We start from the raw sequence: 20,528 nt of genomic DNA on the forward strand, positions 1-20,528 counted from the left end.
GAAGAAGATGACCGAGGCTGCCGCCCGGCGTACCCCTGGAGCACCGTGCTGGGTGAGTCTGATCGTGCACGGCCTGACCGCGACCCAGCAGTTCTACAGCCGGCTGTTCGGCTGGGAGTTCCAGCCCGGGCCCGAGCAGCTGGGACCGTACGTCCGCGCGCTGCTGGGCGGCAAGGAGGTCGCGGGCATCGGGCAGCTGCCGCCCGGCCGGCACCTCCCGATCGCCTGGACGACCTATCTCGCCACCGAGGACGCGGACGCCACGGCGGAGTCGATCCGCTCCTGCGGCGGGACGGTGGCCGTGGGGCCCCTCGACGCCGGGAACGCGGGCCGCCTCCTGATCGCGTCGGACCCGAGCGGCGCCGTCTTCGGTGTCTGGCAGGCCGCCGAGCACCTCGGTACCGCCCTGGCGGGCACCCCGGGCACGCCCGTGTGGAACGAGCTGGTGACCCGGGAGACCGCGTCGGTCGCCAAGTTCTACCAGACCGTGTTCGGATTCGGGACCGAGGCGGTCGTCTCGGCCGACTTCGACTACCAGACCCTCCACCTGCGGGGCCGCCCGGTGGCGGCCCTGCACGGCGTGGGGCACGCCCTGCCGCGCGACCGGGGGCCCCACTGGATGACGTATTTCCAGGTGGCCGACACCGACGAGGCGACGGCGCGGGTCGTCGAGCTCGGCGGGCACGTGCTGCAGCCGCCGCGTGAGGCCTCCAGCGGCAGGCTGGCGACGGTCGCGGACCCGGAGGGTGCGGTGTTCACGATCGTGCGACCGCCCGGCAATTGACGCCCGTACCGATACCGGCGACGCGGTGTTCCCGTCCGCCTCCGCCCGCTTGCCGGCTACTCGGTCCGGGCTGCGGCGACTGTCGGTGAGGTACGGGAGGCCCTGAGGGCGGGCACCGTTCCCGCGGCGGCGGTCACCAGGACGAGGACGCCGAAGGCCGCCGCGAGCTCCCCCGCGGGGACGCTGAACGGGGCGCTGGTCCGGGCGACACGGACCACCAGCCAGGAGTAGGGCATGCCGAGGGCCAGACCGAGGACTCCGCCCAGTACGCCGTAGAGCGCGCACTCCACCGTGACCATGCGGTGCACGGCCCCCGCGCCGAGACCCAGGGCCCGCAACAGCCCGAACTCACGCTTGCGTTCGACGACGGTGAGACTCGCCGTGGTCGCGACTCCGGCGACCGCCACCAGGACGGTCAGCGCCAGGACCATGATCACCGTCATGGCCATCGTCCGCAGATCGTCCGACTCCGCCGCCTGTCCGGCCGTGTCCTCAGCGATGACCCGTCCGTCGCCGCGCTCCGGGCCGGTCAACGTGTCGGTGATGGCGTGCTGTGCGCGTATCCGCCCTTGAGCGTCGTCCCGCGCGGCGTTCGCGGTGACCGTGGTGGGCACCGCTGCCATTCCCATACGGCTGAGGTCTGCGGCGGGGACGAAGAAGTTCGCCCCGTAGGGACCGCTTCCGGGCAGCGTCGCCGCTACGGTGAGCTGGACGGGACGGCCCTCGAACTTCAGCGTCACACGGTCGCCCGCCCGGACGCCGAGCCGATGGGCGTGGTCGGCGTCGACGACGACGTGGGCGGGGCCGAGGTGACCGAGGGAACCGGTACGGGCGGTCAGGCCCACGCCGGAGCGGACGGCGCCGAGGTCGAGGTCGGAGATCGTCGCGCTGCGGGTGCTCTCCAGGACCTCCGCCGTGCGGAACGCGGTCACATCGGCCAGTTCGGGGTGAGAGGCCAGATCGGCTGCCAGCAGCCGGTCCAGCGAGTCGCTGTCTCTCGCGAACAGGTGGAAGTCGGCGGGTGCCTCCACCGCCTGCCGGTACCGCTCGTAGGCGTTCAGGGAGGCGAGGCAGGTCAGGGTCGAGCCGACCAGGCAGATGCCGAGGGCGACGACGACCGAGACCGAGGCCGCCCGTCCCGGCGCTCCCCCGACGCCCGCGACCGCGAGGCGCCCGGCCGCACCGGTGCGGCGCAGGGGCACGGCGACGGCCGACAGCACCGGCCTGGCCAGACGGGGGCCGAGTGCGATCAGGGCCAGGAAGGCCAGCCCGCCCGAGAGCACCACGAGGGTCAGCGCCTCGAACCGGTCGTACTCCGTGTCGCCGGGCTGGGGCAGCCCGCCGTACTGCTGCCACGCCAGGGCCGCGGCGCCCCCCGCGCACAGCAGACCGAGCAGGGTCCGCCCTGTGCCGCCCGCCGTGTCCTGTCCGCCCGCCGCACTCCGCAGGGCCTGCAGCGGGGAGACCCGTGAGGCGCTCAGGGAGGGAGCCAGCACCGCCAGGACCGCCAGGAGAGCGGTGCCGAGAACGGTGAGAACGGCCTCCGCCGACGGGACCCGGGAGGGGGCGAACAGGTCGTGCCCGAGCCACCCGGCTACCGGAGGGACGAGTTGCCCGCAGACCCAGGACGCCAGCACACCGGTCGAGCCGGCCAGCAGGCCTACCACCGCCCCTTCGACGACGAGGGCGGCGGCCAGCCGTCGAGAGGTCGCCCCGATGGCGCGCAGCAGCGCCAGTTGACGTACGCGCCGTGCGAAGACGATACGGAAGGTGGAGGTCGCGACGAGTACGGCCGCGCCGACGGCGACGGCGAGAAAGACGGTGACCAGCTCCAGGACGTCCTTCGCCTCCGCCACCGCCTCGCGGGCCTCCTCCTCCCGGATCTCGTCCCCGGGGCGCACCTGCGCTCCGGGCACCGCCTGCCGGATACGCTCCGTCAGCTCCGCCCGCGCCGGACCGGCCGCGGAGGAGGGCGTTTCGGCGCGGATGTCGATGCGGGAGTATCCCGGCGCGCCGAGCAGCTCGCCGAGCCGGGGGCCGGGTGCGTACCCCGTGGGCTCCGCGCCGGTCGTGGCGGTGCTGCGGACGATGCCGCTGACCTCGGCCGTCACCCGTCGGGTGCCTTCGCCGTCGGCTTCGGGCCGCAGCAGCGTGAGCGAGGATCCCGGGGCGAGACCGTATTCCTTCGCGGCCTGGGTGTTGACGGCGAGCCGGCCCGGTCCGAAGGGGTAGGTGCCGCTGAGGAGCCGGACTTCCGACAAGGCGCCGGTGCCCGGGTCCGCGGAGAGATCGAGGTAGCGTTCGACGGCGCTGCCGGCCAGCGGGCTGCCGCCGTCCATCCGGCCGACGGCCTCGGTGACTCCGGGCGTCTTCCGGATCTCGCTGAGGCGCGCCTCGCCGATGTCCTCGCCCTCGTCGCCGGGCGTGACCACCAGGGACACCGCTGCCGGTGTTCCGCGGAACTTCTCGACCGCGGTCGCGGTGATGATCTGATGGGCCATGACGGCCCCGAAGACGACGAATGCCGCGATCGTCAGCGACAGTCCGGTCGCCGCGAACCGTCCGGGCCGCCTCAGGAGTTCCGCCACCTGGGAGCCCAGGACGGTCGCACGCCACGGAGTCATCGTCGCCGCCTCTCCCCGACATCGGTGGCGGGTGCGACGGCCCGCCCGGAGGGGGCGGCGTACTCGTCCTTCACGACACGTCCGTCCGCGAGGGTCAGCACCCGGTCCGCGTACCCCGCGGCGACGGGGTCGTGGGTGACCATCACGACCGACTGGCCGAGGTCGTCGACGGACCGGCGCAGCATGGTGAGCACTTCGGCGCCGGCCCGGGAGTCGAGGCTACCGGTGGGTTCGTCGGCGAAGACCACGGCCGGACGGGTCACCAGAGCCCTGGCCACGGCGACCCGCTGCTGCTGGCCCCCTGACAGTTCGGCAGGACGGTGGGACACCCGGTGGGCGATGCCGAGGACGTCGCAGAGGTGGTCCACCAGCTTGCGGTCCGGGCGCCGGCCGGACATGGCCACGGGCAGCACGATGTTCTCGTAGGCCGTCAGCTGGGGAAGGAGGTTGAACGACTGGAAGACGAACCCGACCCGCTCCCGGCGCACCCGGGTCAGCTGCCGGTCGGTCAACCCGGTGATCTCCGTTCCGTCCAGGACCACGCTGCCGGAGGTGACGGTTTCGAGGCCGGCGGCGCAGTGCATCAGGGTCGACTTCCCTGACCCGGAGGGGCCGACGACGGCGGTCAACCGGGCGCGCCGGAAACCGACGGACAGCTCGTCGAGGGCTCGCACCTCGTCGGTGCCCTGATGGTAGGTCTTGACCAAGGCGGTGGCGGTGATGACGTCGTCCGGCGTGTGGCCGCGGGCGGTGTGGAGAGCCATGGGGACGGTTCCGCGATCCGGATCAGGAGCCGAGCGGCGGCATGGAGAGGGTGACGCCGGAATCCGAGCAGTGTCCCCGCGCGTCCTCCTGGAGGTTCTTCACGTCCTTCGCTGACGGCGCTTCGGGGGACTTCCTGGCGGTCTCGAGCGCCCAGCCCTCGTACTGGGAGATCTTGGCTCCGAGGTATCCGTCCTTCATCTGCGCGCGGCGCTCGTCGCCCGTCTTCCTCCACCACTTCTCCGCGTCCGGCACGGGGCCGGCGGAGACCGCCTCGGCGTCGGTGATGATGCGCTGGGCCAGCCGGCAGTCTTCGGCGGACGCCTGGCTGAGTTCGTTGCGGTCCTGCCACCAGAATCCCGCCCCGGCGACCAGGGCAGCGGCGACCACGGCCGTGACCGCGCCGATGACGATGCGGTTCCGCTTGCGGTTCTGCGTGGTGGGCGTGGTGTCCATCCGGTCCTCCAGTGTGTTCTCGGCCGCGTTCGGCGACAGTGAGAAGTCTGGAGTCCGGCGGCCCGCCGGGCATCGGCCACGGATCCGAGATCGGTGGCGGCGGATCTGCGACGCCGGGCGAGGTCGTTCCTGCGCCTCCAGGGGCAGAACCCGGCGGCGCTCCTGCACTCTCAGGGGGAGGGACGGACGAGCCCCGACTCGTAGGCGAACGCGACGGCCTGGGCACGGTCCCGCAGGTGCAGCTTCGCCATGAGGTTGCCCAGGTGCGTCTTCACCGTGGCCTGCGCGACGAACAGGTCCCTGGCGATCTCGGCGTTGGACAGTCCCCGGGCGACCAGGGCGAGCACGTCCCGCTCGCGTGCGGTGAGGACGTCCAGCCGCTCGGCCTGTCCGTTCGCCGGCCCCAGCCGGTCGGACACGCGGTCGAGGAGCAGCCGGGTGATACGCGGCGCCACCACCGACTCCCCCGCGGCCAGGACCCGGATGGCGTTCACGACCTCCGAGGCGGGAGCGTTCTTCAGCAGGAAGCCGCCGGCTCCGCTGCGCAGCGCCGCGAACGCGTCCTCGTCGTTGTCGAAGGTGGTCAGCACCAGCACCCCGGGCGGATCGTCCATCCGCATCAGCTGCTCCGTGGCCTGGATGCCGTCCATGACGGGCATCCGGATGTCCATGATCACGACGTCCGCCTCGACCTTCCGCAGCAGGTCGAGGGCGTCCGCCCCGTTCTCCGCCTCGCCCACGACCTCGATGTCGTCCTGACCGGCCAGCACCATGGAGAAACCGGCCCTGATCAGCGGCTGGTCGTCCACCACGGCCACTCGGATAGGTCTGTCTGCCTGCGTCATCACTTCGTCCTTGTCGGGATCGAGGCACGTACGTGCCATCCGCTGCCGAGCCGGGGGCCGGCCTCGAAGCTGCCGCCGGCGAGCTCCACCCGCTCCCGCATCCCCACCAGCCCGTTCCCTCCGGAGCGCCCGCCGACGCCCCGGCCGGCGAGGCTGCCCGCTCCGTCGTCGACCACACCGATCAGCAGTGTGCCTTGTTCCTCGTGGAGCCGGATGCCGACCCCGGCCCCGGTTCCGGCGTGGCGGAGCACGTTCGTGAGGCTCTCCTGGACGATGCGGAAGGCTGTTATCTCCTCAGCCGGCGACAGCCGTCCTTCGCCGACCTCCACCGACACGTCCACGGTCAGCCCGGCGGTCCGTGCGCGTTCGGCGACGACCTGGATCTCGTCGAGGGTGACCAGGCGCCGTGGCGGGTCGCTGTCGGCGGAGTCGGCGTGCCCCTCGCGCAACACCCGGACGATGCGGTGCATGTCGTCGATCGCGTCCCGGCCCGTGGCGGCGATCGTCTTCAGCGCGGACTGCGCCATGTCCGGCGACTTCCGCAGCACGGACTCGGCGCCGTCGGCCTGAAGGATCATCACGGCCAGGCTGTGCGCCACCACGTCGTGCAGTTCACGGGCGATCTCGGCCCGCTCCCGGGCCGCGGCCAGCCGGACGCGCTGCTCCTGTTCCCGCTCGACGTGCCAGGCGCGGGCCGCCTGGCTCTCGGCGTAGAGGCGGCGCGTGTGCAGGGCGAAGGCGGTGAGCCAGACCGTCAGCGTCAGCCCCCAGAAGATCAGGAGCGTCTGCGGATCGACGAACGGCTCGATGCCGAGAGCCGGCACCCCCACCGTCCCGGCCGCCGTGGCGAGCAGCACCACGGCGCCGGCGAGATACGGCATCCAGGTCGTCCGGGAATGGTGGATGACCGACATCATGGCGAAGAGCACGGCCACGTCGTACGAGGCCGGCGCCGACGTCAGCGGCATCTCGGACAGGCCGTACAGGACGAACTGGACCAGGCTCAGCGCCAGCACGACTGCCATGACCGTGCTGGGGAACCGCCTGCGGGCCAGCAGGCACAGTGCCATGAGACCGCCCAGGGTCAGGTCGTACTCGGCGTCGTAATGCCACGCCGCCACCAGGACCGCCAGCACGATACCCAGGTCGCACGCCCGGGCGACGGCGCGTCCGTACCGGCCGGACAGCGTCATCCAGGCCGACGGGGACCAGGCCGTCCTCTCCTCAGCCAACCGTCGTACCCTTCCCCTCCGGCGGGAGCGCGACCGCGTGGTCTGCGGCACAAGTACCGTCGGACCGCGAGGACTTCACGATGAGGGCGACGCCCTCTCGCGCCCATACTGCCTCACCGCGGGACCGGTGTGCGGCACAGCGACGCCGGGGAGGCGCGGGTACTACGACGGCGGAAGCACCCCAGGTCACGGCGGCCCGGGCGTCAGGCGGACGAGACAGGCAGAACATCCGGGGACAGCGCACCCGTGTGCGCGGACGCGGCGGTCATCCGGCGCCGGTGATGGCGGCGGCAGAGCACTTCGTAGCCGATCTCGCCCATCGGCCGGTCCACGTCACCGACCACGACCTGAGCCCCCTCGACGACCATCTCACCCTCTATGGTCCGCGCGTTGTGCGTGGCGCGGGCTCCACACCAGCAGAGAGCCTCGACCTGGAGCTGCTCGACCCGGTCGGCCAGCTCGATCAGTCGCTGTGAACCGGGGAACAGTCTCGTGCGGAAGTCCGTCGTGATACCGAAGGCGAAGACATCCATGCCCAAGTCGTCCACGACGCGGGCCAGTTGATCGATCTGGGCCGGGGCCAGGAACTGCGCTTCGTCCACGATCACGTAGTCGGCCCTGCCGCCCTTGGTCAGTTGAGCGACCAGGTACGCGTACAGGTCCATCGCCTCGTCCGCCTCGACGGCCTCCGTGACCAGGCCCAGCCGTGAGGACAGCTTGCCTTCACCAGCGCGGTCGTCCCGAGTGAAGATCACGCCCTGAAGCCCTCTCGCCGAGCGGTTGTGCCCGATCTGGAGAGCCAGGGTGCTCTTTCCGCAGTCCATCGTCCCGGAGAAGAACACGAGCTCGGGCATGAGAGGTGGCGCGCCTTTCGAGAAGGATTGTGCGGGTGGAAGGAACCGAAAAGACCGGCTAGGAGCGTACTTCGAGGAGCGGAACCAGCTGTTCCACGGGGGTCAGCGAACCGTGCATGCCCACCATCGCGGACTCGTGGGGCTCCTTGGCCGAGGCGGTGATCACCACGTCGTCGTGGGCGGCGGCCACCACGTCGCCGATCCTGCCGTGCACCCGCTCGTCGATCCGCGGGCCGAACCAGCCCGCCGCGACGGCCTCGTCACGGCTCGCCACCCAGAACTGCTCGCCGAGCACCTCGCGCCAGACGGTCAGCACGTCCGCCTCCGCCCCGGGCACCGCGTACACATGACGGGCACGCCCCTCGCCGCCCAGCAGGGCGACCCCGGCACTCAGTTCCCAGTCCTCGTCGAAGTCGATCCGGGAGTGCTCGTCGAACGGGATGTCGATCATCCCGTGGTCGGCGGTGATGTACAGCGCCGAGCGGGGCGGCAGCTGCTCGGCGAGGCGCCGGGCGAGCCCGTCGACGTACATCAGCTGACCCCGCCAGGCATCGGAGTCGACGCCGAAGCGGTGCCCCTGGCCGTCGACCTCGCTGTAGTACGTGTAGACGAGGGACCTGTCGCCTGCGGCGAGCCGCTCCGCCGCGAGGTCCATCCGGTCCTCGCCGGTGAGCCGGCCGAGGAAGGAACCGCCGCTGAGCGCGACCTTGGTCAGGGGCGTCTGCTCGAAGTCGGGGGCGGAGACCTGAGCCGTGCGCACTCCGGCGGCGTCGGCGAGCTTGAAGACGGTCGGGTGCGGCTGCCAGGCCTTGAGGTCGGTCCACGGCTTCCAGCGGAGCTGGTTCATGAGCGCGCCCGACGCCGGGTTGCGCACCGTGTAGCCGGGCAGGCCGTGCTCGCCCGGGGGCAGGCCCGTACCGACGGAGGCGAGCGAGGTCGCCGTGGTCGACGGGAAGCCCGACGTGACCGGCCGGCCGGTGCCGCCGCGGGAGGTGGGGAGCAGCGAGTGCAGGAAGGGGGCCTCGTCCGGGTGGGCCTTGATCTGCTCCCAGCCGAGTCCGTCGATCAGGAAGACGCAGTTGCGGTCGGCGGGGGTGAGCTCCGGGATCCTCGCCTCGAAGCCGGGTACGCCCTGTCCCGCGACCAGCGTCGGCAGCAGGTCCGCGAGCGAACCGGTCCCGTATTCGGGTACGGGCGCGTCCTCGGGGGCGAGCAGGACGGGGTCCTGCCATGCGGGCTGGACCATCAGCGGGGGCTCGCCGGGGTCGCGGCCGTGGCCTCGGAGAGGGACTGGGCGAAGGCGAGGGTCTGGCGCACGGTGTCCGGGCCGTCCCCGGCCTCGCTGACACGCAGGCTCAGGTCGTCGGCGGTGGAGCTGCCCGTGTAGCCGTGGTCGGCCTCGCAGTTGGGGTCGCCGCAGGCCGCGGGCTCGAGGTCGATGCGGGAGACGGCGCCCCAGCCGATGGTCAGGACGACCTCGCGGGGCAGCGTGCCGGGCACGTACTTCTCCGGGTTGGCGACGACGCGGCTGACGACGACGGACGAGATCCGGTCGAGCTTGACCGACTCGGTGGACGTCGTGGCGTACGGCGTCGGGGAGCTGGTGTCGGCGGCCTGCTCGTCGGTGTGGCTGACGATGAAGCGCGTGTCCGTCAGGACGAGGACCGTGACATGGCGCCGGACCTCGTTGGAGTCGAAGGTCGTCTCCTGATGCACCAGGTACGAAGCGACCGGTTCCCCGCCGACGGCGGCCTCCACCGCCTCGGCCACGAGGGCCGGGTAGTAGCCGCTGCGCTCGATCGCCGCGCGCAGCCCCTGGGTCGTCGTACCGGTCTTTGCCATGGGAACCATCCTACGGGGGGCCGGTGACTGCCGGGGACGCTGTGCGCGGGTCCGTGGGCGTTCAGTAGCTGGGGAGCCGGCGGGGGCCGAGGTCGTTGCGGGCGGGTGGCGGGGCGAGCCGGACGCTCGCTCCGAGCACCGTCAGGCCGTGGGTGGCCACGACGACGGGTTCCAGGGCGACCGAGACCACCTCGGGGTGGTCGTCGACCAGCCGGGACACCCGCAGGAGGAGCTCTTCGAGCGCCGTGGTGTCCGCCGGCGCGGAGCCGCGCCAGCCGAACAGCACCGGAGCCGCCTTGATGGAGCGGATCAGCTCGGCCGCGTCGCGGTCGGTGGCGGGGACGAGGCGGTGGGCCGTGTCGCCCAGCAGCTCGGAGGGCGCACCGGCCAGGCCGAAGGAGAGCACGGCACCGGCGGCGGCGTCGATGGACGCCCTGACCACGGTGTCGACACCCCTGGGGGCCATGGCCTGGACGACGGGGCGCAGCTCGGCGGGTGTGCCCAGCAGGTCGGTCAGTTCGTCGTACGCCCGGCGCAGCGCGTGCTCGCCGGCGAGATCGAGCCGGACACCACCGAGGTCGGCGCGATGCCTGAGATGGGGGGCGGTGGTCTTGAGGGCCACCGGGTAGCCGATCTTCCCGGCGGCGGCGACGGCCGCCTCCGGGTCGGGGGCGGGGAGCGCCGGCCGCACGGTGACGCCGTAGCGGGCGAGCAGCTCACGGGCCTCGTCATGGGTCAGCGGGCGGCCGCGCGGGTCGGGGCTCGGGCCGAGCAGCGTCTCGATCAGCGCGGCGGTCCCGTGCTCGTCGATGGTGTCGTCCAGGAATTCGGGCACCCTGCCGGGGGCGGCCGCCTGACGCCGCCACTGGGCGTACTTCACCGCCTCGGCGAGCGCGCGGACGGCTCGCTCCGCTGCGGGGTAGGCGGGGATCCGCCCGGCGGACGAGCCGTCCGCAGCGGTTGCCGGGGCGCCCGCCTCGTCCGCCCGGGGAGCGGGGGCGGGCGGGGGCGGGGCTGTCGCGGGGGCGGCCGGCCGCCCGGTTTCGCGCGGCGCGGCCGTGCTCGTGGCGGCGGCGAGGGCCTGCGCCAGGCCGCCCATCTCCACGTGCACCACGGACACGGGCTTGGCGGGACCGTCGGCCGCCGCTTCGCGCAGGGCGGCCGCCAGGACCTCGCCGTCGCCGGTCTCCGCCTCGCCGTTCTCCCCCACCCAGGGGATCGCGGTCACGATCACGGCGTCGCAGGTCCGGTCGGCGAGCGCCTCGGCCAGCGCGTCACGGAAGTCCTGCGGGCCGGCCGTCGTGGTGAGGTCGCGGGGCGGGCGCGGGCGGAGCCCCTCCGCCATGCATGCGTCGTAGGTGAGGAGGCCGAGCGACTCGGAGTTGCCCAGGATCGCCACGCGGGGACCGTCCGGGAGGGGCTGGCCGGCAAGGAGGAGGCCGACGTCGACCATCTCCGTCACGGTGTCGACGCGGATGACGCCCGCCTGACGCATCAGCGCGGAGACCGTCGCGTCGGGGATACGGCTGACGGGGACGGCGTGGCCCGGGGGATTGGATCCGCTGTGCCGGGCGCCCTTCACCACGACCACCGGCTTCACGGCGGCGGTCCGGCGGGCGAGCCGGGTGAACTTGCGCGGGTTGCCCAGTGATTCGAGGTAGAGCAGGGCGACATCGGTGTCCTGGTCCTCGTACCAGTACTGGAGGAAGTCGTTGCCGGAGACATCGGCACGGTTGCCCGCGGAGATGAAGGCCGACAGCCCCGCGCCCCTGCGGTGGAGGCCGGACAGGACGGCGATGCCGATGGCGCCCGACTGGGTGAAGAGCCCGATGCGCCCGGCGTCGGGCGACTCGGGGGCGAGGGAGGCGTTGAGGCGGACCGTGCCGGAGGTGTTGATGATGCCGAAGGCGTTCGGGCCGATGATCCGCATGCCGTAGGAGCGTGCCTGCCGGACGAGTTCCCGCTGCCGTTCCCGGCCTTCGGTGCCCCGCTCGGCGTAACCGGCGGAGATGACCACGAGGCCCTGGACGCCGTTCTCGCCGCAGTCGGCCACGACCTCGGGCACCCGGCCGGCCGGAACGGCGACGACCGCGAGATCGACCTGCTCGCCGATCCCGCCCACCGACCGGTGCGCGGGCACCCCGTCGACCGTTCCCGTATCGGCGGTGAAGGAGGTGTTCACGGCGTACGTGCGCCCGGTGAAGCCCGAGCCCAGGAGGTTGCGCAGCACGGTCCGGCCCACACCGCCGGGCGTGCGGCCGACACCGATGACCGCGACGGAACCGGGGGCCAACAGGCGCTGCACGGAGCGCGCCTCGGCTCGCTGCTCACGGGCGCGCTGGACGGCGAGGGACTCGGCCGTGGGCTCCAGATCGAGAGTGAGGTGGACGGAGCCGTCCTCGAAGCTGCGCTGCTGGGTGAAGCCCGCGTCCCGGAACACCTTGATCATCTTGTTGTTGGCGGGGAGCACCTCTGCGGCGAACCGGCGGATCCCCCGCTCCCTGGCCACCGCCGCGATGTGTTCGAGGAGGGCGGACGCCACGCCGCGGCCCTGGTGGGCGTCCTGCACGAGGAAGGCGACCTCCGCCTCGTCGGCGGGGGCCGAGGCGGGCCTGCCCTGTTCGTTGATCCGGTCGAAGCGGACGGTGGCGATGAACTCGCCGCCGATCGTGACGGCCAGCCCCACCCGGTCGACGTAGTCGTGATGGGTGAAGCGGTGCACGTCACGCGCGGAGAGACGCGGATAAGGGGCGAAGAAGCGGTAGTACTTCGATTCGTCGGACACCTGCTCGTAGAAGCTGACCAGCCGCCCGGCGTCGTCCGTGGTGATGGGCCTGATCCGCGCGGTGCCACCGTCGCGGAGCACCACGTCCGCCTCCCAGTGATCGGGGTACGCGTGATGCGGACTCTGCTCCGGAGTGGGCTCCATGGGCAAAGCCTACGGCCCGCGACACCGGTCGCGGCGGGTTGGCGGCGAGGGCACGCTGAGGGAGCCGGCGGACGGAGGGCGGCCGGCGGTGATGCCGGGCACGGCGGTGCGCACCGCTGTGCGAGACTGGTCTAGACAACCCATTGTTACGTGAAGGGCAGAACCATGGCTGAGCGCCGCGTCAACGTCGGTTGGGCCGAGGGCCTGCACGCCCGCCCCGCTTCCATCTTCGTCCGTGCCGCCACGGCCTCCGGCGTCCCGGTGACGATCTCCAAGGCCGACGGCAACCCGGTGAACGCCGCCTCCATGCTCGCGGTGCTCGGTCTGGGTGCCCAGGGCGGCGAGGAGATCGTGCTCGCGTCCGAGGCGGACAACGCCGAGGCCGCTCTGGACCGTCTGGCCAAGCTGGTCGCCGAAGGGCTCGAGGAGCTCCCGGAGACCGTCTGATTCCGGCCACTTCGCACCGGAATTCTCTCTGCGGAAAGCCGCGGCACCCCCGACCGGGAGCCGCGGCTTTTCTGTTTCCCGGACCGGGGCGACAGCACTCCGGGAAAATGACGACAGCGCTCCGGAAAGCACGGATCAGGGCAGCAGAAAGAAAGCCCTCCGATAATTACCCTCTTTGTATACGGCGCAATTGTTAATGACGGACTCCCGCGATGTTTACGGGGTGTTGCGAAGTCCTCACCCGGGTCTGGCCGGGCGTGTGCCCCGGCGCGCGCCGCAGCCGGTGGGCCGCTGTCGCCCGCTCGGCGTGCTGGGTGGCGAGCACCCTGGCACGCTCCGGGTCGCGGCGGGCCACGGCGTCGACCAGAGCACCGTGCTCGGCCCATGAGTTCGCGGGGCTGACCGGCTGCTCGACCGCGTACATCCAGGCGATCTTGTGCCGTAGCTGGGTGAGCAGAGCGATCAGCGCGGGGCTCCCCGATGCCTGCGCCAGCGTCTCGTGGAACCAGCCGCCCAGGGAGCGCAGATCCTCCCCCTCACCCCGGCGCACCCGCTCCTGGCCCAGCCTGACCAGGCCGCGGAGCACCTTGAGATGCGCCTCGGTGCGGCGCTGGGCGGCGCGTGCGGCCCCGAGGGGCTCCAGGAGCATGCGCATCTCCAGGAGGTCGGCCGCCTCCTGCTCGGTGGGCTCGGCGACACAGGCACCCGCGTGCCGGCGGGTGACGACGAAGCCTTCGGACTCCAGGGTGCGCAGCGCCTCGCGTACGGGAACGCGGGAGACGCCGTAGCGACGCGCGAGCACCTCTTCGGTGAGGCGGCTGCCGCGCTCGAAGACACCGGAGACGATGTCGTCACGGATTGCCGTGCATACCGAATGCGCGGGAATGCGCATGTCCGAACCTCCGCCTTAATCCCCGCGAAACGCGGCCGATCGACGCCTGTTCTGTGACTCTATTGCAACCGGCCGGAATTTCCGATGGCGGGGTGGAATCCATGGATATCTTTTGGCCTGGAAGCACTTCCGCGGGGGCTTCGGCACGCGTCCGGCACCGGGACACGTCGAAGGCCCCGGCGGGTGCCGGGGCCTTCGACGGGAGATCGCGGTGCGGAGCGGGATCAGACCTGGACGCCGTGGGCGCGGAGGTAGGCGACGGGGTCCATGTCCGAGCCGTACTCGGGGGTGGTCCGTGCCTCGAAGTGCAGGTGCGGCCCGGTGGAGTTGCCGGTCGACCCGGAGAGGCCGATCTGCTCGCCGGAGCCGACGCTCTGGCCGACGGAGACGCCGATCGAGGAGAGGTGACCGTACTGGGTGTACGTGCCGTCCTTCATCCTGAGCACGATGTTGTTGCCGTAGGCGCCGCCCCAGCCGGCCTCGACGACCGTACCGGCGCCGACCGCTACGACCGAGCTGCCGGAAGCGGCCTGGAAGTCCACGCCGGAGTGGGAGCCGGAGGACCAGAGCGTGCCACCGGACTTGTAGCCGGTGGTGACGTGGGAACCGGCGACGGGAAGGTGGAAGGCGCCCCGCCGGGCACGTTCGGCGGCGCGGGCGGCGCGCGCCTTCTCCTCGCGGGCCTCCTCGGCGCGGGCCTCCGCCTTGCGCTCGGCCTCGGCCTTCGCCTCCGCCTTGGCCTTCGCTTCGGCCGCGGCCTTCGCGGCGACGTCGGCCTGATGCTTCTGAGCCTTCGCCTGAGCCTCGATCTGGGCGGCGAGAGTGGTGTCGAGAGCGACCGTCTGTGTCAGGCCGGTACTGCCCGCGGTGACCTCGGAGTCCGCGGCGAGGGCCGGGGAGGCGGTGGCACCGAGTACGCCGGTGGTGGCCAGGGCGGCGACGCCGGCGACCTTGGCGCTCTTGCGCGTCAGGCGGCTCGGGGCACGGTGCTTCCCGGTGGCACGGATGAACGCCATGGAGGGGCTGGTCCTTTCCTTCCTTCTCGCCTACCGGGTTAGCTGACGGGTTCGGAGCAGGAAGGTCTCCTACGGGCCCCTGGGCCTCAACGAGGTTCAGGGATCCGATTCACCCCAGGGACTTCGTGGGTCCCCGGCTCCCCAGGCTCGCGCCTGACGGGGACTCGGCGATGGCTGTCCGGCGCCGCGGGCGCGGCAATCGTCCGGCGGACAGCCGCGCCGACGCTAGATCGGGAGCCTTTCCCCCGCCAAACGGAAAGGGCCTTTTGTCGCACATCCCACAGGGCGAATCGCTACCTTCTCCGCAAGACGGACAAATGACAGAACCCCGGCGGGAGTGCACCCGCCGGGGTCCGTCATGTCCGGTTCTGTCAGCCGCTGACGACCGACACCTCACCGATACCGAGCGCCTCCACGGGCTCCTTGATCTGAGCGGCGTCCCCGACCAGGACGGTGACCAGCCGGTCGACCGGGAACGCGTTGACCACGGCGGCGGTCGCCTCGACCGTGCCGGTGTCGGCCAGGCGTGCGTACAGCTTCGCCTGGTAGTCGTCCGGGAGGTGCTGCTCCACCTGGTCGGCCAGGGTGCCCGCGACGGAGGCCGCCGTCTCGTACTTGAGCGGGGCGACGCCCACGAGGTTCTGCACGGCGGTCTCCCGCTCGGCGTCGGTGAGCCCCTCGGCCGCCAGGGTGCGCAGGACCTTCCAGAGGTCGTCCAGCGCGGGCCCGGTGGACTCGGTGTCGACGGAGCCGCTGATGGCGAGCATCGCGGCGCCCGCCGCACCGGACGAGGAACCGGGCGCCGTCGAGCGCAGCACCTGTCCGAAGGCCCGGACACCGTAGGTGTAGCCCTTCTCCTCGCGCAGCACGCGGTCCAGCCGGGAGGTCAGAGTGCCTCCCAGGCAGTACGTGCCGAGGACCTGGGCGGGCCACACGCTGTCGTGCCGGTCGGCGCCGATCCGGCCGATCAGCAGCTGCGTCTGCACGGCTCCGGGACGGTCCACGATGACCACACGGCCGGTGTCGTCCGCGGTGATCGGGGGCACGGGCCGGGCCTGGCCGGCATTGCCCGACCAGTCACCGACGGTCTCGGAGAGCAGCGCGTCCAGGTCCACGCCGGTGAGGTCGCCGACGACGACCGCCGTCGCCGTGGACGGGCGGACATGGGCGTCGTAGAACGCGCGTACGGCGGCGGCGTCGATCCGCCGGACCGTCTCCTCGGTGCCCTGGCGGGGGCGCGACATCCGCGCGGTGGCGGGGAAGAGCTCCTTGGAGAGCTGCTTGGCCGCGCGCCGGGCCGGGTTGGCCTGCTCGTGCGGGATCTCGTCGAGTCGGTTGCCCACCAGACGCTCGATCTCGCCCTCCGCGAAGGCCGGGGCCCGCAGCGCCTCCGCGACCAGGCCGAGGGCCTTGGCCAGCCGGGAGACCGGTACCTCCAGGGAGACGCGGACACCCGGGTGGTCCGCGTGGGCGTCCAGCGTGGCGCCGCAGCGCTCCAGCTCGGCGGCGAACTCCTCGGCGGAGTGTTTGTCCGTGCCCTCGGACAGCGCGCGCGCCATGATCGTGGCCACACCGTCCAGGCCCTCGGGCTCGGCGTCCAGCGGGGCGTCGAGGAAGATCTCCACGGCGACGACCTGCTGGCCGGGCCGGTGGCAGCGCAGCACGGTCAGCCCGTTGGGCAGGGCGCCGCGATCGGGCGCGGGGAAGGCCCAGGGCCTGGCCTCGCCGGCGGTCGGCTGCGGGTGGTACTCCATCGCTACTCCAGTCACGGCGGCGTCGGTCACTTGTCGGCCCCCTCGGGCGCGTCGGTGCCCTCGGTCTCGTCGGCCGGTTCGACCGGCTCGTAGACCAGGACCGCACGGTTGTCGGGGCGCAGGTGCGCCCGGGCGGCTGCCTTGACCTCGTCGGCCGTCACGTCGAGCACCCGGCCCACCGCGGTCAGGGCGAGCTGCGGGTCGCCGAACAAAACGGCGTACCGGCACAGTTCGTCCGCGCGGCCGGCGACCGTGCCGAGACGGTCGAGCCACTCACGCTCCAACTGGGCCTGCGCGCGCTCCATCTCCTCCGGCGTGGGGCCCTCCTCGGCGAACCGGGCCAGCTCCTCGTCGACGGCCGCCTCGATCTGCGGCACCTCGACACCCCCGGACGTCTTGACGTCCAGCCAGCCGAGCGACGGCGCGCCGGCCAGCCTGAGCAGCCCGAATCCGGCGGCCACCGCCGTACGGTCACGGCGCACCAGCCGGTTGTGCAGGCGGGACGACTCACCGCCGCCGAGCACCGTCAGGGCCAGGTCCGCGGCGTCACACTCGCGGGTGCCGTCGTGCGGCAGCCGGTAGGCGGCCATCAACGCACGCGCGGGGACCTCTTCCTGGACCACTTCGCGCAGCTGCTCGCCGATGATGCCGGGCAGCGTGCCGTCGCGCGGGGGCTGCTTGCCGTCGTGCGAGGGGATGGAGCCGAAGTACTTCTCGATCCACGCGAGCGTCTGCTCCGGGTCGATGTCCCCCACCACGGAGAGCACCGCGTTGTTCGGCGCGTAGTACGTACGGAAGAACGCCTGCGCGTCCTCGAGCGTCGCCGCGTCCAGGTCGGCCATCGAGCCGATCGGCGTGTGGTGGTACGGGTGGCCGGCCGGGTAGGCGAGAGCGGTGAGCTTCTCGAAGGCCGTGCCGTACGGGACGTTGTCGTAGCGCTGGCGGCGCTCGTTCTTCACGACGTCGCGCTGGTTCTCCATGGACTCCTCGTCGAGCGCGGCGAGCAGGGAGCCCATCCGGTCGGCCTCGAGCCACAGGGCCAGCTCCAGCTGGTGTGTGGGCATCGTCTCGAAGTAGTTGGTGCGCTCGAAGCTGGTCGTGCCGTTCAGGGAACCGCCGGCCCCCTGCACGAGCTCGAAGTGCCCGTTCCCCTTGACCTGGCCCGAGCCCTGGAACATCAGGTGCTCGAAGAGGTGCGCCAGACCCGTACGCCCCTTGACCTCGTGGCGGGAGCCGACGTCGTACCAGAGGCAGACCGCGGCGACGGGGGTCAGATGGTCCTCGGAGAGCACCACGCGCAGGCCGTTGGCCAGACGGTGCTCGGTCGCCGTCAAGCCGCCGGAACCGGCCTGGGCTGTGGCCGTGTGACCCATGGGCATGTACGTCCCTTCGATCGGTACAGGATTTCCTGCCGGACCTGCCACTCTAAGACCAAGCGCGCGGGCGCCCGGCGAAGTTCCCGTCGGGTGGATGTCGTCGTGGATACTGCCGTGATCCGGGGCCCCCGCGGAGGCCCTGAGGACCGCTTCGGACGGGTCGAGGTCGGTGTTGTCAGTACGGCGGGCCACAATGGTCGGCGTCAGAACCTGAGGTTGCCCGACAGAATCTGTGAAGGAGTCGCAGCCGCGATGGCCCGCCGCAGCACGAAAACCCCGCCGCCGGACGACTTCGAGGAGAAGATCCTCGACATCGACGTCGTCGACGAAATGCAGGGCTCCTTCCTCGAGTACGCGTACTCGGTGATCTACTCCAGGGCTCTGCCCGACGCCCGCGACGGCATGAAGCCCGTACACCGCCGCATCGTGTCCCAGATGAACGAGATGGGGCTCCGCCCCGACCGCGGCTACGTGAAGTGCGCACGCGTCGTCGGCGAAGTGATGGGCAAACTGCACCCGCACGGTGACGCGTCGATCTACGACGCACTGGTGCGCATGGCACAGCCGTTCTCGATGCGCCTGCCCCTCGTCGACGGGCACGGCAACTTCGGCTCCCTGGGCAACGACGACCCCCCGGCCGCCATGCGGTACACCGAGTGCCGGATGGCCGACGCCACGTCGCTGATGACGGAGTCGATCGACGAGGACACCGTCGACTACCAGTCGAACTACGACGGCCAGGAGCAGGAGCCGGTCGTCCTCCCGGCCGCGTACCCGAACCTCCTGGTCAACGGCGCTTCCGGGATCGCGGTCGGCATGGCGACCAACATGCCCCCGCACAACCTCGGCGAGGTCATCGCCGCCGCCCGCCACCTCATCCGGCACCCGGGCGCGGACCTCGAGACGCTGATGCGCTTCGTCCCGGGTCCCGACCTGCCCACCGGCGGCAGGATCGTCGGCCTCGGCGGCATCAAGGACGCCTACGCCGCGGGACGCGGCACGTTCAAGATCCGCGCCACGGTCGCCATAGAGAGCGTCACGGCCCGTCGCAAGGGTCTCGTCGTCACCGAACTGCCCTTCACCGTCGGTCCCGAGAAGGTGATCGCCAAGATCAAGGACCTCGTCGGCTCGAAGAAGCTCCAGGGCATCGCGGACGTCAAGGACCTCACCGACCGTGCGCACGGTCTGCGTCTGGTGATCGAGGTCAAGAACGGCTTCGTGCCGGAGGCCGTGCTGGAGCAGCTCTACAAGCTGACGCCGATGGAGGAGTCCTTCGGCATCAACAACGTGGCACTGGTCGACGGCCAGCCGCTCACCCTGGGGCTCAAGGAGCTCCTCGAGGTCTATCTCGACCACCGCTTCGACGTGGTGCGCAGGCGCAGCGAGTTCCGCCGGACGAAGCGGCGTAACCGGCTGCACCTGGTCGAGGGCCTCCTCGTGGCGCTGCTCGACATCGACGAGGTCATCCGGCTCATCCGGGACAGCGACAACTCGGCGCAGGCGAAGGAGCGCCTGATGGAGCGCTTCTCGCTGAGCGAGATCCAGACCCAGTACATCCTGGACACCCCGCTGCGCAGGCTCACGCGCTTCGACAGGATCGAGCTGGAGAGCGAGCGCGACAAGCTCACCGAGGAGATCGCACAGCTGACCGCGATCCTGGAGTCGGACGCCGAGCTGCGCAAGCTGGTCTCGGCCGAACTGGCCGCGGTGGCTAAGAAGTTCGGCACCGACCGGCGCACGGTGCTGCTGGAGTCGGCGGGCTCGCAGGTCGCCTCCGTGCCGCTGGAGGTCGCCGACGACCCGTGCCAGGTGCTCCTCTCCTCGACCGGCCTCCTGGCCCGTACGGCCAACGCGGAGCCGGTACCCCAGGCCGAGGACGCCAGGCGCACGAAGCACGACGCGATCGTCTCCGCCGTGCCCGCGACGGCGCGCGGGGACGTGGGTGCGGTGACGTCCGGCGGACGGCTGCTCCGGCTCTCGGTGATCGATCTGCCGCAGCTGCCGGACACCCATGCCGCGCCGAACCTGTCGGGCGGTGCCCAGATCTCGGAGTTCCTGACGCTGGAGCCGGACGAGGAGCTGATCTGCCTCACCACCCTCGACGAGGAGGCGCAGGGCCTGGCCATCGGCACCCTGCAGGGCGTGGTGAAGCGTGTGGTGCCCGACTACCCCGCCAACAAGGACGAGTTGGAGGTCATCTCGCTGAAGGACGGTGACCGGGTCGTCGGCGCCAAGCAGTTGCGTACGGGCGAGGAGGACCTGGTCTTCATCACGTCGGACGCCCAGCTGCTGCGCTATCCGGCCGCGTCGGTGCGCCCGCAGGGACGCGCGGCGGGCGGCATGGCGGGTGTCAAGCTCGCCGCCGGCGCCACCGTCCTCTCGTTCGCGGCGGTGGATCCCTCCGCGGACGCGGCGGTGTTCACGGTCGCCGGATCGCACGGCACGCTGGACGACTCCGAGCGGACCTGGAAGCTCACCCCGTTCGACCAGTACCCACGCAAGGGCAGGGCCACCGGCGGGGTGCGCTGCCAGCGCTTCCTCAAGGGGGAGGACGTCCTGGTGTTCGCCTGGGCGGGCGAGACCCCCGCACGGGCGGCACAGAAGAACGGCACGCCGGCCGAGCTTCCGGACCCGGATCCGCGCCGTGACGGTTCGGGCACACCGCTGACGAGTCCGGTCGCGGTGATCGCCGGACCTCTGTAGGACATCCGGCCG

Annotated in this window: 16 protein-coding genes and 1 riboswitch; of the genes, 3 read left to right on the forward strand and 13 right to left on the reverse strand. The window is 71.8% G+C overall.

Annotated elements, in window-relative coordinates; translation table 11 throughout:
• The first annotated feature begins 7 nt into the window (after positions 1–7).
• The gene (locus ACZ32T_RS30380) at positions 8–784 is read left to right on the forward strand and encodes a VOC family protein (RefSeq protein WP_467270354.1); all 777 of its coding nucleotides are present in this window, start codon (positions 8–10) and stop codon (positions 782–784) included.
• Between the two features lie 56 nt (positions 785–840).
• Here the strand turns inward: ACZ32T_RS30380 and ACZ32T_RS30385 are convergent, their stop codons facing one another.
• The 9 genes from ACZ32T_RS30385 to ACZ32T_RS30425 form a co-directional block, all read right to left on the reverse strand.
• Positions 841–3,408: an ABC transporter permease gene (locus ACZ32T_RS30385; RefSeq protein ID WP_467370216.1), complete on the reverse strand. Its 2,568-nt coding sequence runs from the start codon at positions 3,406–3,408 to the stop codon at positions 841–843.
• Complete coding sequence (locus ACZ32T_RS30390) at positions 3,405–4,172, reverse strand: ABC transporter ATP-binding protein (protein WP_467370219.1); 768 nt, start codon at positions 4,170–4,172, stop codon at positions 3,405–3,407. Before ACZ32T_RS30390 ends, ACZ32T_RS30385 begins: the two co-directional genes overlap by 4 nt.
• Before the next feature lie 22 nt (positions 4,173–4,194).
• Positions 4,195–4,626: a hypothetical protein gene (locus ACZ32T_RS30395; RefSeq protein ID WP_467370222.1), complete on the reverse strand. Its 432-nt coding sequence runs from the start codon at positions 4,624–4,626 to the stop codon at positions 4,195–4,197.
• Between the two features lie 170 nt (positions 4,627–4,796).
• Positions 4,797–5,471, reverse strand: coding sequence for a response regulator (locus ACZ32T_RS30400; protein ID WP_467270362.1), 675 nt, complete (start codon positions 5,469–5,471; stop codon positions 4,797–4,799).
• Positions 5,471–6,703 (reverse strand): sensor histidine kinase, encoded by a 1,233-nt coding sequence (locus ACZ32T_RS30405; RefSeq protein ID WP_467370226.1) that lies wholly within the window; start codon positions 6,701–6,703, stop codon positions 5,471–5,473. The genes ACZ32T_RS30400 and ACZ32T_RS30405 overlap by 1 nt, the downstream gene beginning before the upstream one ends.
• Positions 6,704–6,906: 203 nt before the next feature.
• Positions 6,907–7,557, reverse strand: coding sequence for a thymidine kinase (locus ACZ32T_RS30410; RefSeq protein WP_467270366.1), 651 nt, complete (start codon positions 7,555–7,557; stop codon positions 6,907–6,909).
• A gap of 58 nt (positions 7,558–7,615) precedes the next feature.
• The gene (locus tag ACZ32T_RS30415) at positions 7,616–8,803 is read right to left on the reverse strand and encodes an alkaline phosphatase family protein (protein WP_467270368.1); all 1,188 of its coding nucleotides are present in this window, start codon (positions 8,801–8,803) and stop codon (positions 7,616–7,618) included.
• Complete coding sequence (locus ACZ32T_RS30420) at positions 8,803–9,399, reverse strand: DUF5998 family protein (RefSeq protein WP_467270370.1); 597 nt, start codon at positions 9,397–9,399, stop codon at positions 8,803–8,805. Before ACZ32T_RS30420 ends, ACZ32T_RS30415 begins: the two co-directional genes overlap by 1 nt.
• A 61-nt stretch (positions 9,400–9,460) precedes the next feature.
• Complete coding sequence (locus ACZ32T_RS30425) at positions 9,461–12,328, reverse strand: bifunctional acetate--CoA ligase family protein/GNAT family N-acetyltransferase (protein ID WP_467270372.1); 2,868 nt, start codon at positions 12,326–12,328, stop codon at positions 9,461–9,463.
• 165 nt (positions 12,329–12,493) lie between these two features.
• On the opposite strand from ACZ32T_RS30425, the gene ACZ32T_RS30430 reads away from it, so the two are divergent.
• Positions 12,494–12,775 carry an HPr family phosphocarrier protein gene (locus ACZ32T_RS30430; protein ID WP_356710256.1) on the forward strand — a complete coding sequence of 94 codons (282 nt, stop codon included), beginning with the start codon at positions 12,494–12,496 and terminating at the stop codon, positions 12,773–12,775.
• Positions 12,776–12,968: 193 nt separating this feature from the next.
• Here ACZ32T_RS30430 and ACZ32T_RS30435 read toward each other — a convergent pair whose 3' ends face one another.
• The 4 genes from ACZ32T_RS30435 to ACZ32T_RS30450 form a co-directional block, all read right to left on the reverse strand.
• Positions 12,969–13,667 (reverse strand): GntR family transcriptional regulator, encoded by a 699-nt coding sequence (locus ACZ32T_RS30435; RefSeq protein WP_467270375.1) that lies wholly within the window; start codon positions 13,665–13,667, stop codon positions 12,969–12,971.
• Positions 13,668–13,891: 224 nt separating this feature from the next.
• Complete coding sequence (locus tag ACZ32T_RS30440) at positions 13,892–14,683, reverse strand: M23 family metallopeptidase (protein ID WP_467270377.1); 792 nt, start codon at positions 14,681–14,683, stop codon at positions 13,892–13,894.
• Between the two features lie 13 nt (positions 14,684–14,696).
• Positions 14,697–14,863: riboswitch (cyclic di-AMP (ydaO/yuaA leader) on the reverse strand.
• A gap of 191 nt (positions 14,864–15,054) precedes the next feature.
• A complete protein-coding gene (locus ACZ32T_RS30445; protein WP_467370303.1) occupies positions 15,055–16,437 on the reverse strand; it encodes a M16 family metallopeptidase in 1,383 nt (460 codons plus the stop codon).
• A 26-nt stretch (positions 16,438–16,463) separates the two neighbouring features.
• Entirely contained in the window at positions 16,464–17,816 is a 1,353-nt protein-coding gene (locus ACZ32T_RS30450; RefSeq protein ID WP_362940958.1) for a M16 family metallopeptidase, read from the reverse strand.
• Positions 17,817–18,065: 249 nt separating this feature from the next.
• Between ACZ32T_RS30450 and ACZ32T_RS30455 the strand changes: the two genes are divergently transcribed.
• On the forward strand, positions 18,066–20,516 hold the full coding sequence (locus ACZ32T_RS30455; RefSeq protein ID WP_467370229.1) for a DNA gyrase/topoisomerase IV subunit A: 2,451 nt from the start codon (positions 18,066–18,068) through the stop codon (positions 20,514–20,516).
• The last annotated feature ends 12 nt before the right edge of the window (positions 20,517–20,528 follow it).

The organism is Streptomyces sp. NPDC023573 (assembly GCF_055559735.1).

What these genes read in the sequence shown, in the direction of transcription:
- ACZ32T_RS30450 (WP_362940958.1), bottom strand. Translation starts at nt 17,816, where the DNA reads ATGCCCATGGGTCACACGGCCACAGCCCAGGCCGGTTCCGGCGGCTTG.
- ACZ32T_RS30415 (WP_467270368.1), bottom strand. Translation starts at nt 8,803, where the DNA reads ATGGTCCAGCCCGCATGGCAGGACCCCGTCCTGCTCGCCCCCGAGGAC.
- ACZ32T_RS30380 (WP_467270354.1), top strand. Translation starts at nt 8, where the DNA reads ATGACCGAGGCTGCCGCCCGGCGTACCCCTGGAGCACCGTGCTGGGTG.
- ACZ32T_RS30400 (WP_467270362.1), bottom strand. Translation starts at nt 5,471, where the DNA reads ATGACGCAGGCAGACAGACCTATCCGAGTGGCCGTGGTGGACGACCAG.
- ACZ32T_RS30440 (WP_467270377.1), bottom strand. Translation starts at nt 14,683, where the DNA reads ATGGCGTTCATCCGTGCCACCGGGAAGCACCGTGCCCCGAGCCGCCTG.
- ACZ32T_RS30445 (WP_467370303.1), bottom strand. Translation starts at nt 16,437, where the DNA reads ATGGAGTACCACCCGCAGCCGACCGCCGGCGAGGCCAGGCCCTGGGCC.
- ACZ32T_RS30410 (WP_467270366.1), bottom strand. Translation starts at nt 7,557, where the DNA reads ATGCCCGAGCTCGTGTTCTTCTCCGGGACGATGGACTGCGGAAAGAGC.
- ACZ32T_RS30430 (WP_356710256.1), top strand. Translation starts at nt 12,494, where the DNA reads ATGGCTGAGCGCCGCGTCAACGTCGGTTGGGCCGAGGGCCTGCACGCC.
- ACZ32T_RS30385 (WP_467370216.1), bottom strand. Translation starts at nt 3,408, where the DNA reads ATGACTCCGTGGCGTGCGACCGTCCTGGGCTCCCAGGTGGCGGAACTC.
- ACZ32T_RS30395 (WP_467370222.1), bottom strand. Translation starts at nt 4,626, where the DNA reads ATGGACACCACGCCCACCACGCAGAACCGCAAGCGGAACCGCATCGTC.
- ACZ32T_RS30425 (WP_467270372.1), bottom strand. Translation starts at nt 12,328, where the DNA reads ATGGAGCCCACTCCGGAGCAGAGTCCGCATCACGCGTACCCCGATCAC.
- ACZ32T_RS30420 (WP_467270370.1), bottom strand. Translation starts at nt 9,399, where the DNA reads ATGGCAAAGACCGGTACGACGACCCAGGGGCTGCGCGCGGCGATCGAG.
- ACZ32T_RS30390 (WP_467370219.1), bottom strand. Translation starts at nt 4,172, where the DNA reads ATGGCTCTCCACACCGCCCGCGGCCACACGCCGGACGACGTCATCACC.
- ACZ32T_RS30435 (WP_467270375.1), bottom strand. Translation starts at nt 13,667, where the DNA reads ATGCGCATTCCCGCGCATTCGGTATGCACGGCAATCCGTGACGACATC.
- ACZ32T_RS30455 (WP_467370229.1), top strand. Translation starts at nt 18,066, where the DNA reads ATGGCCCGCCGCAGCACGAAAACCCCGCCGCCGGACGACTTCGAGGAG.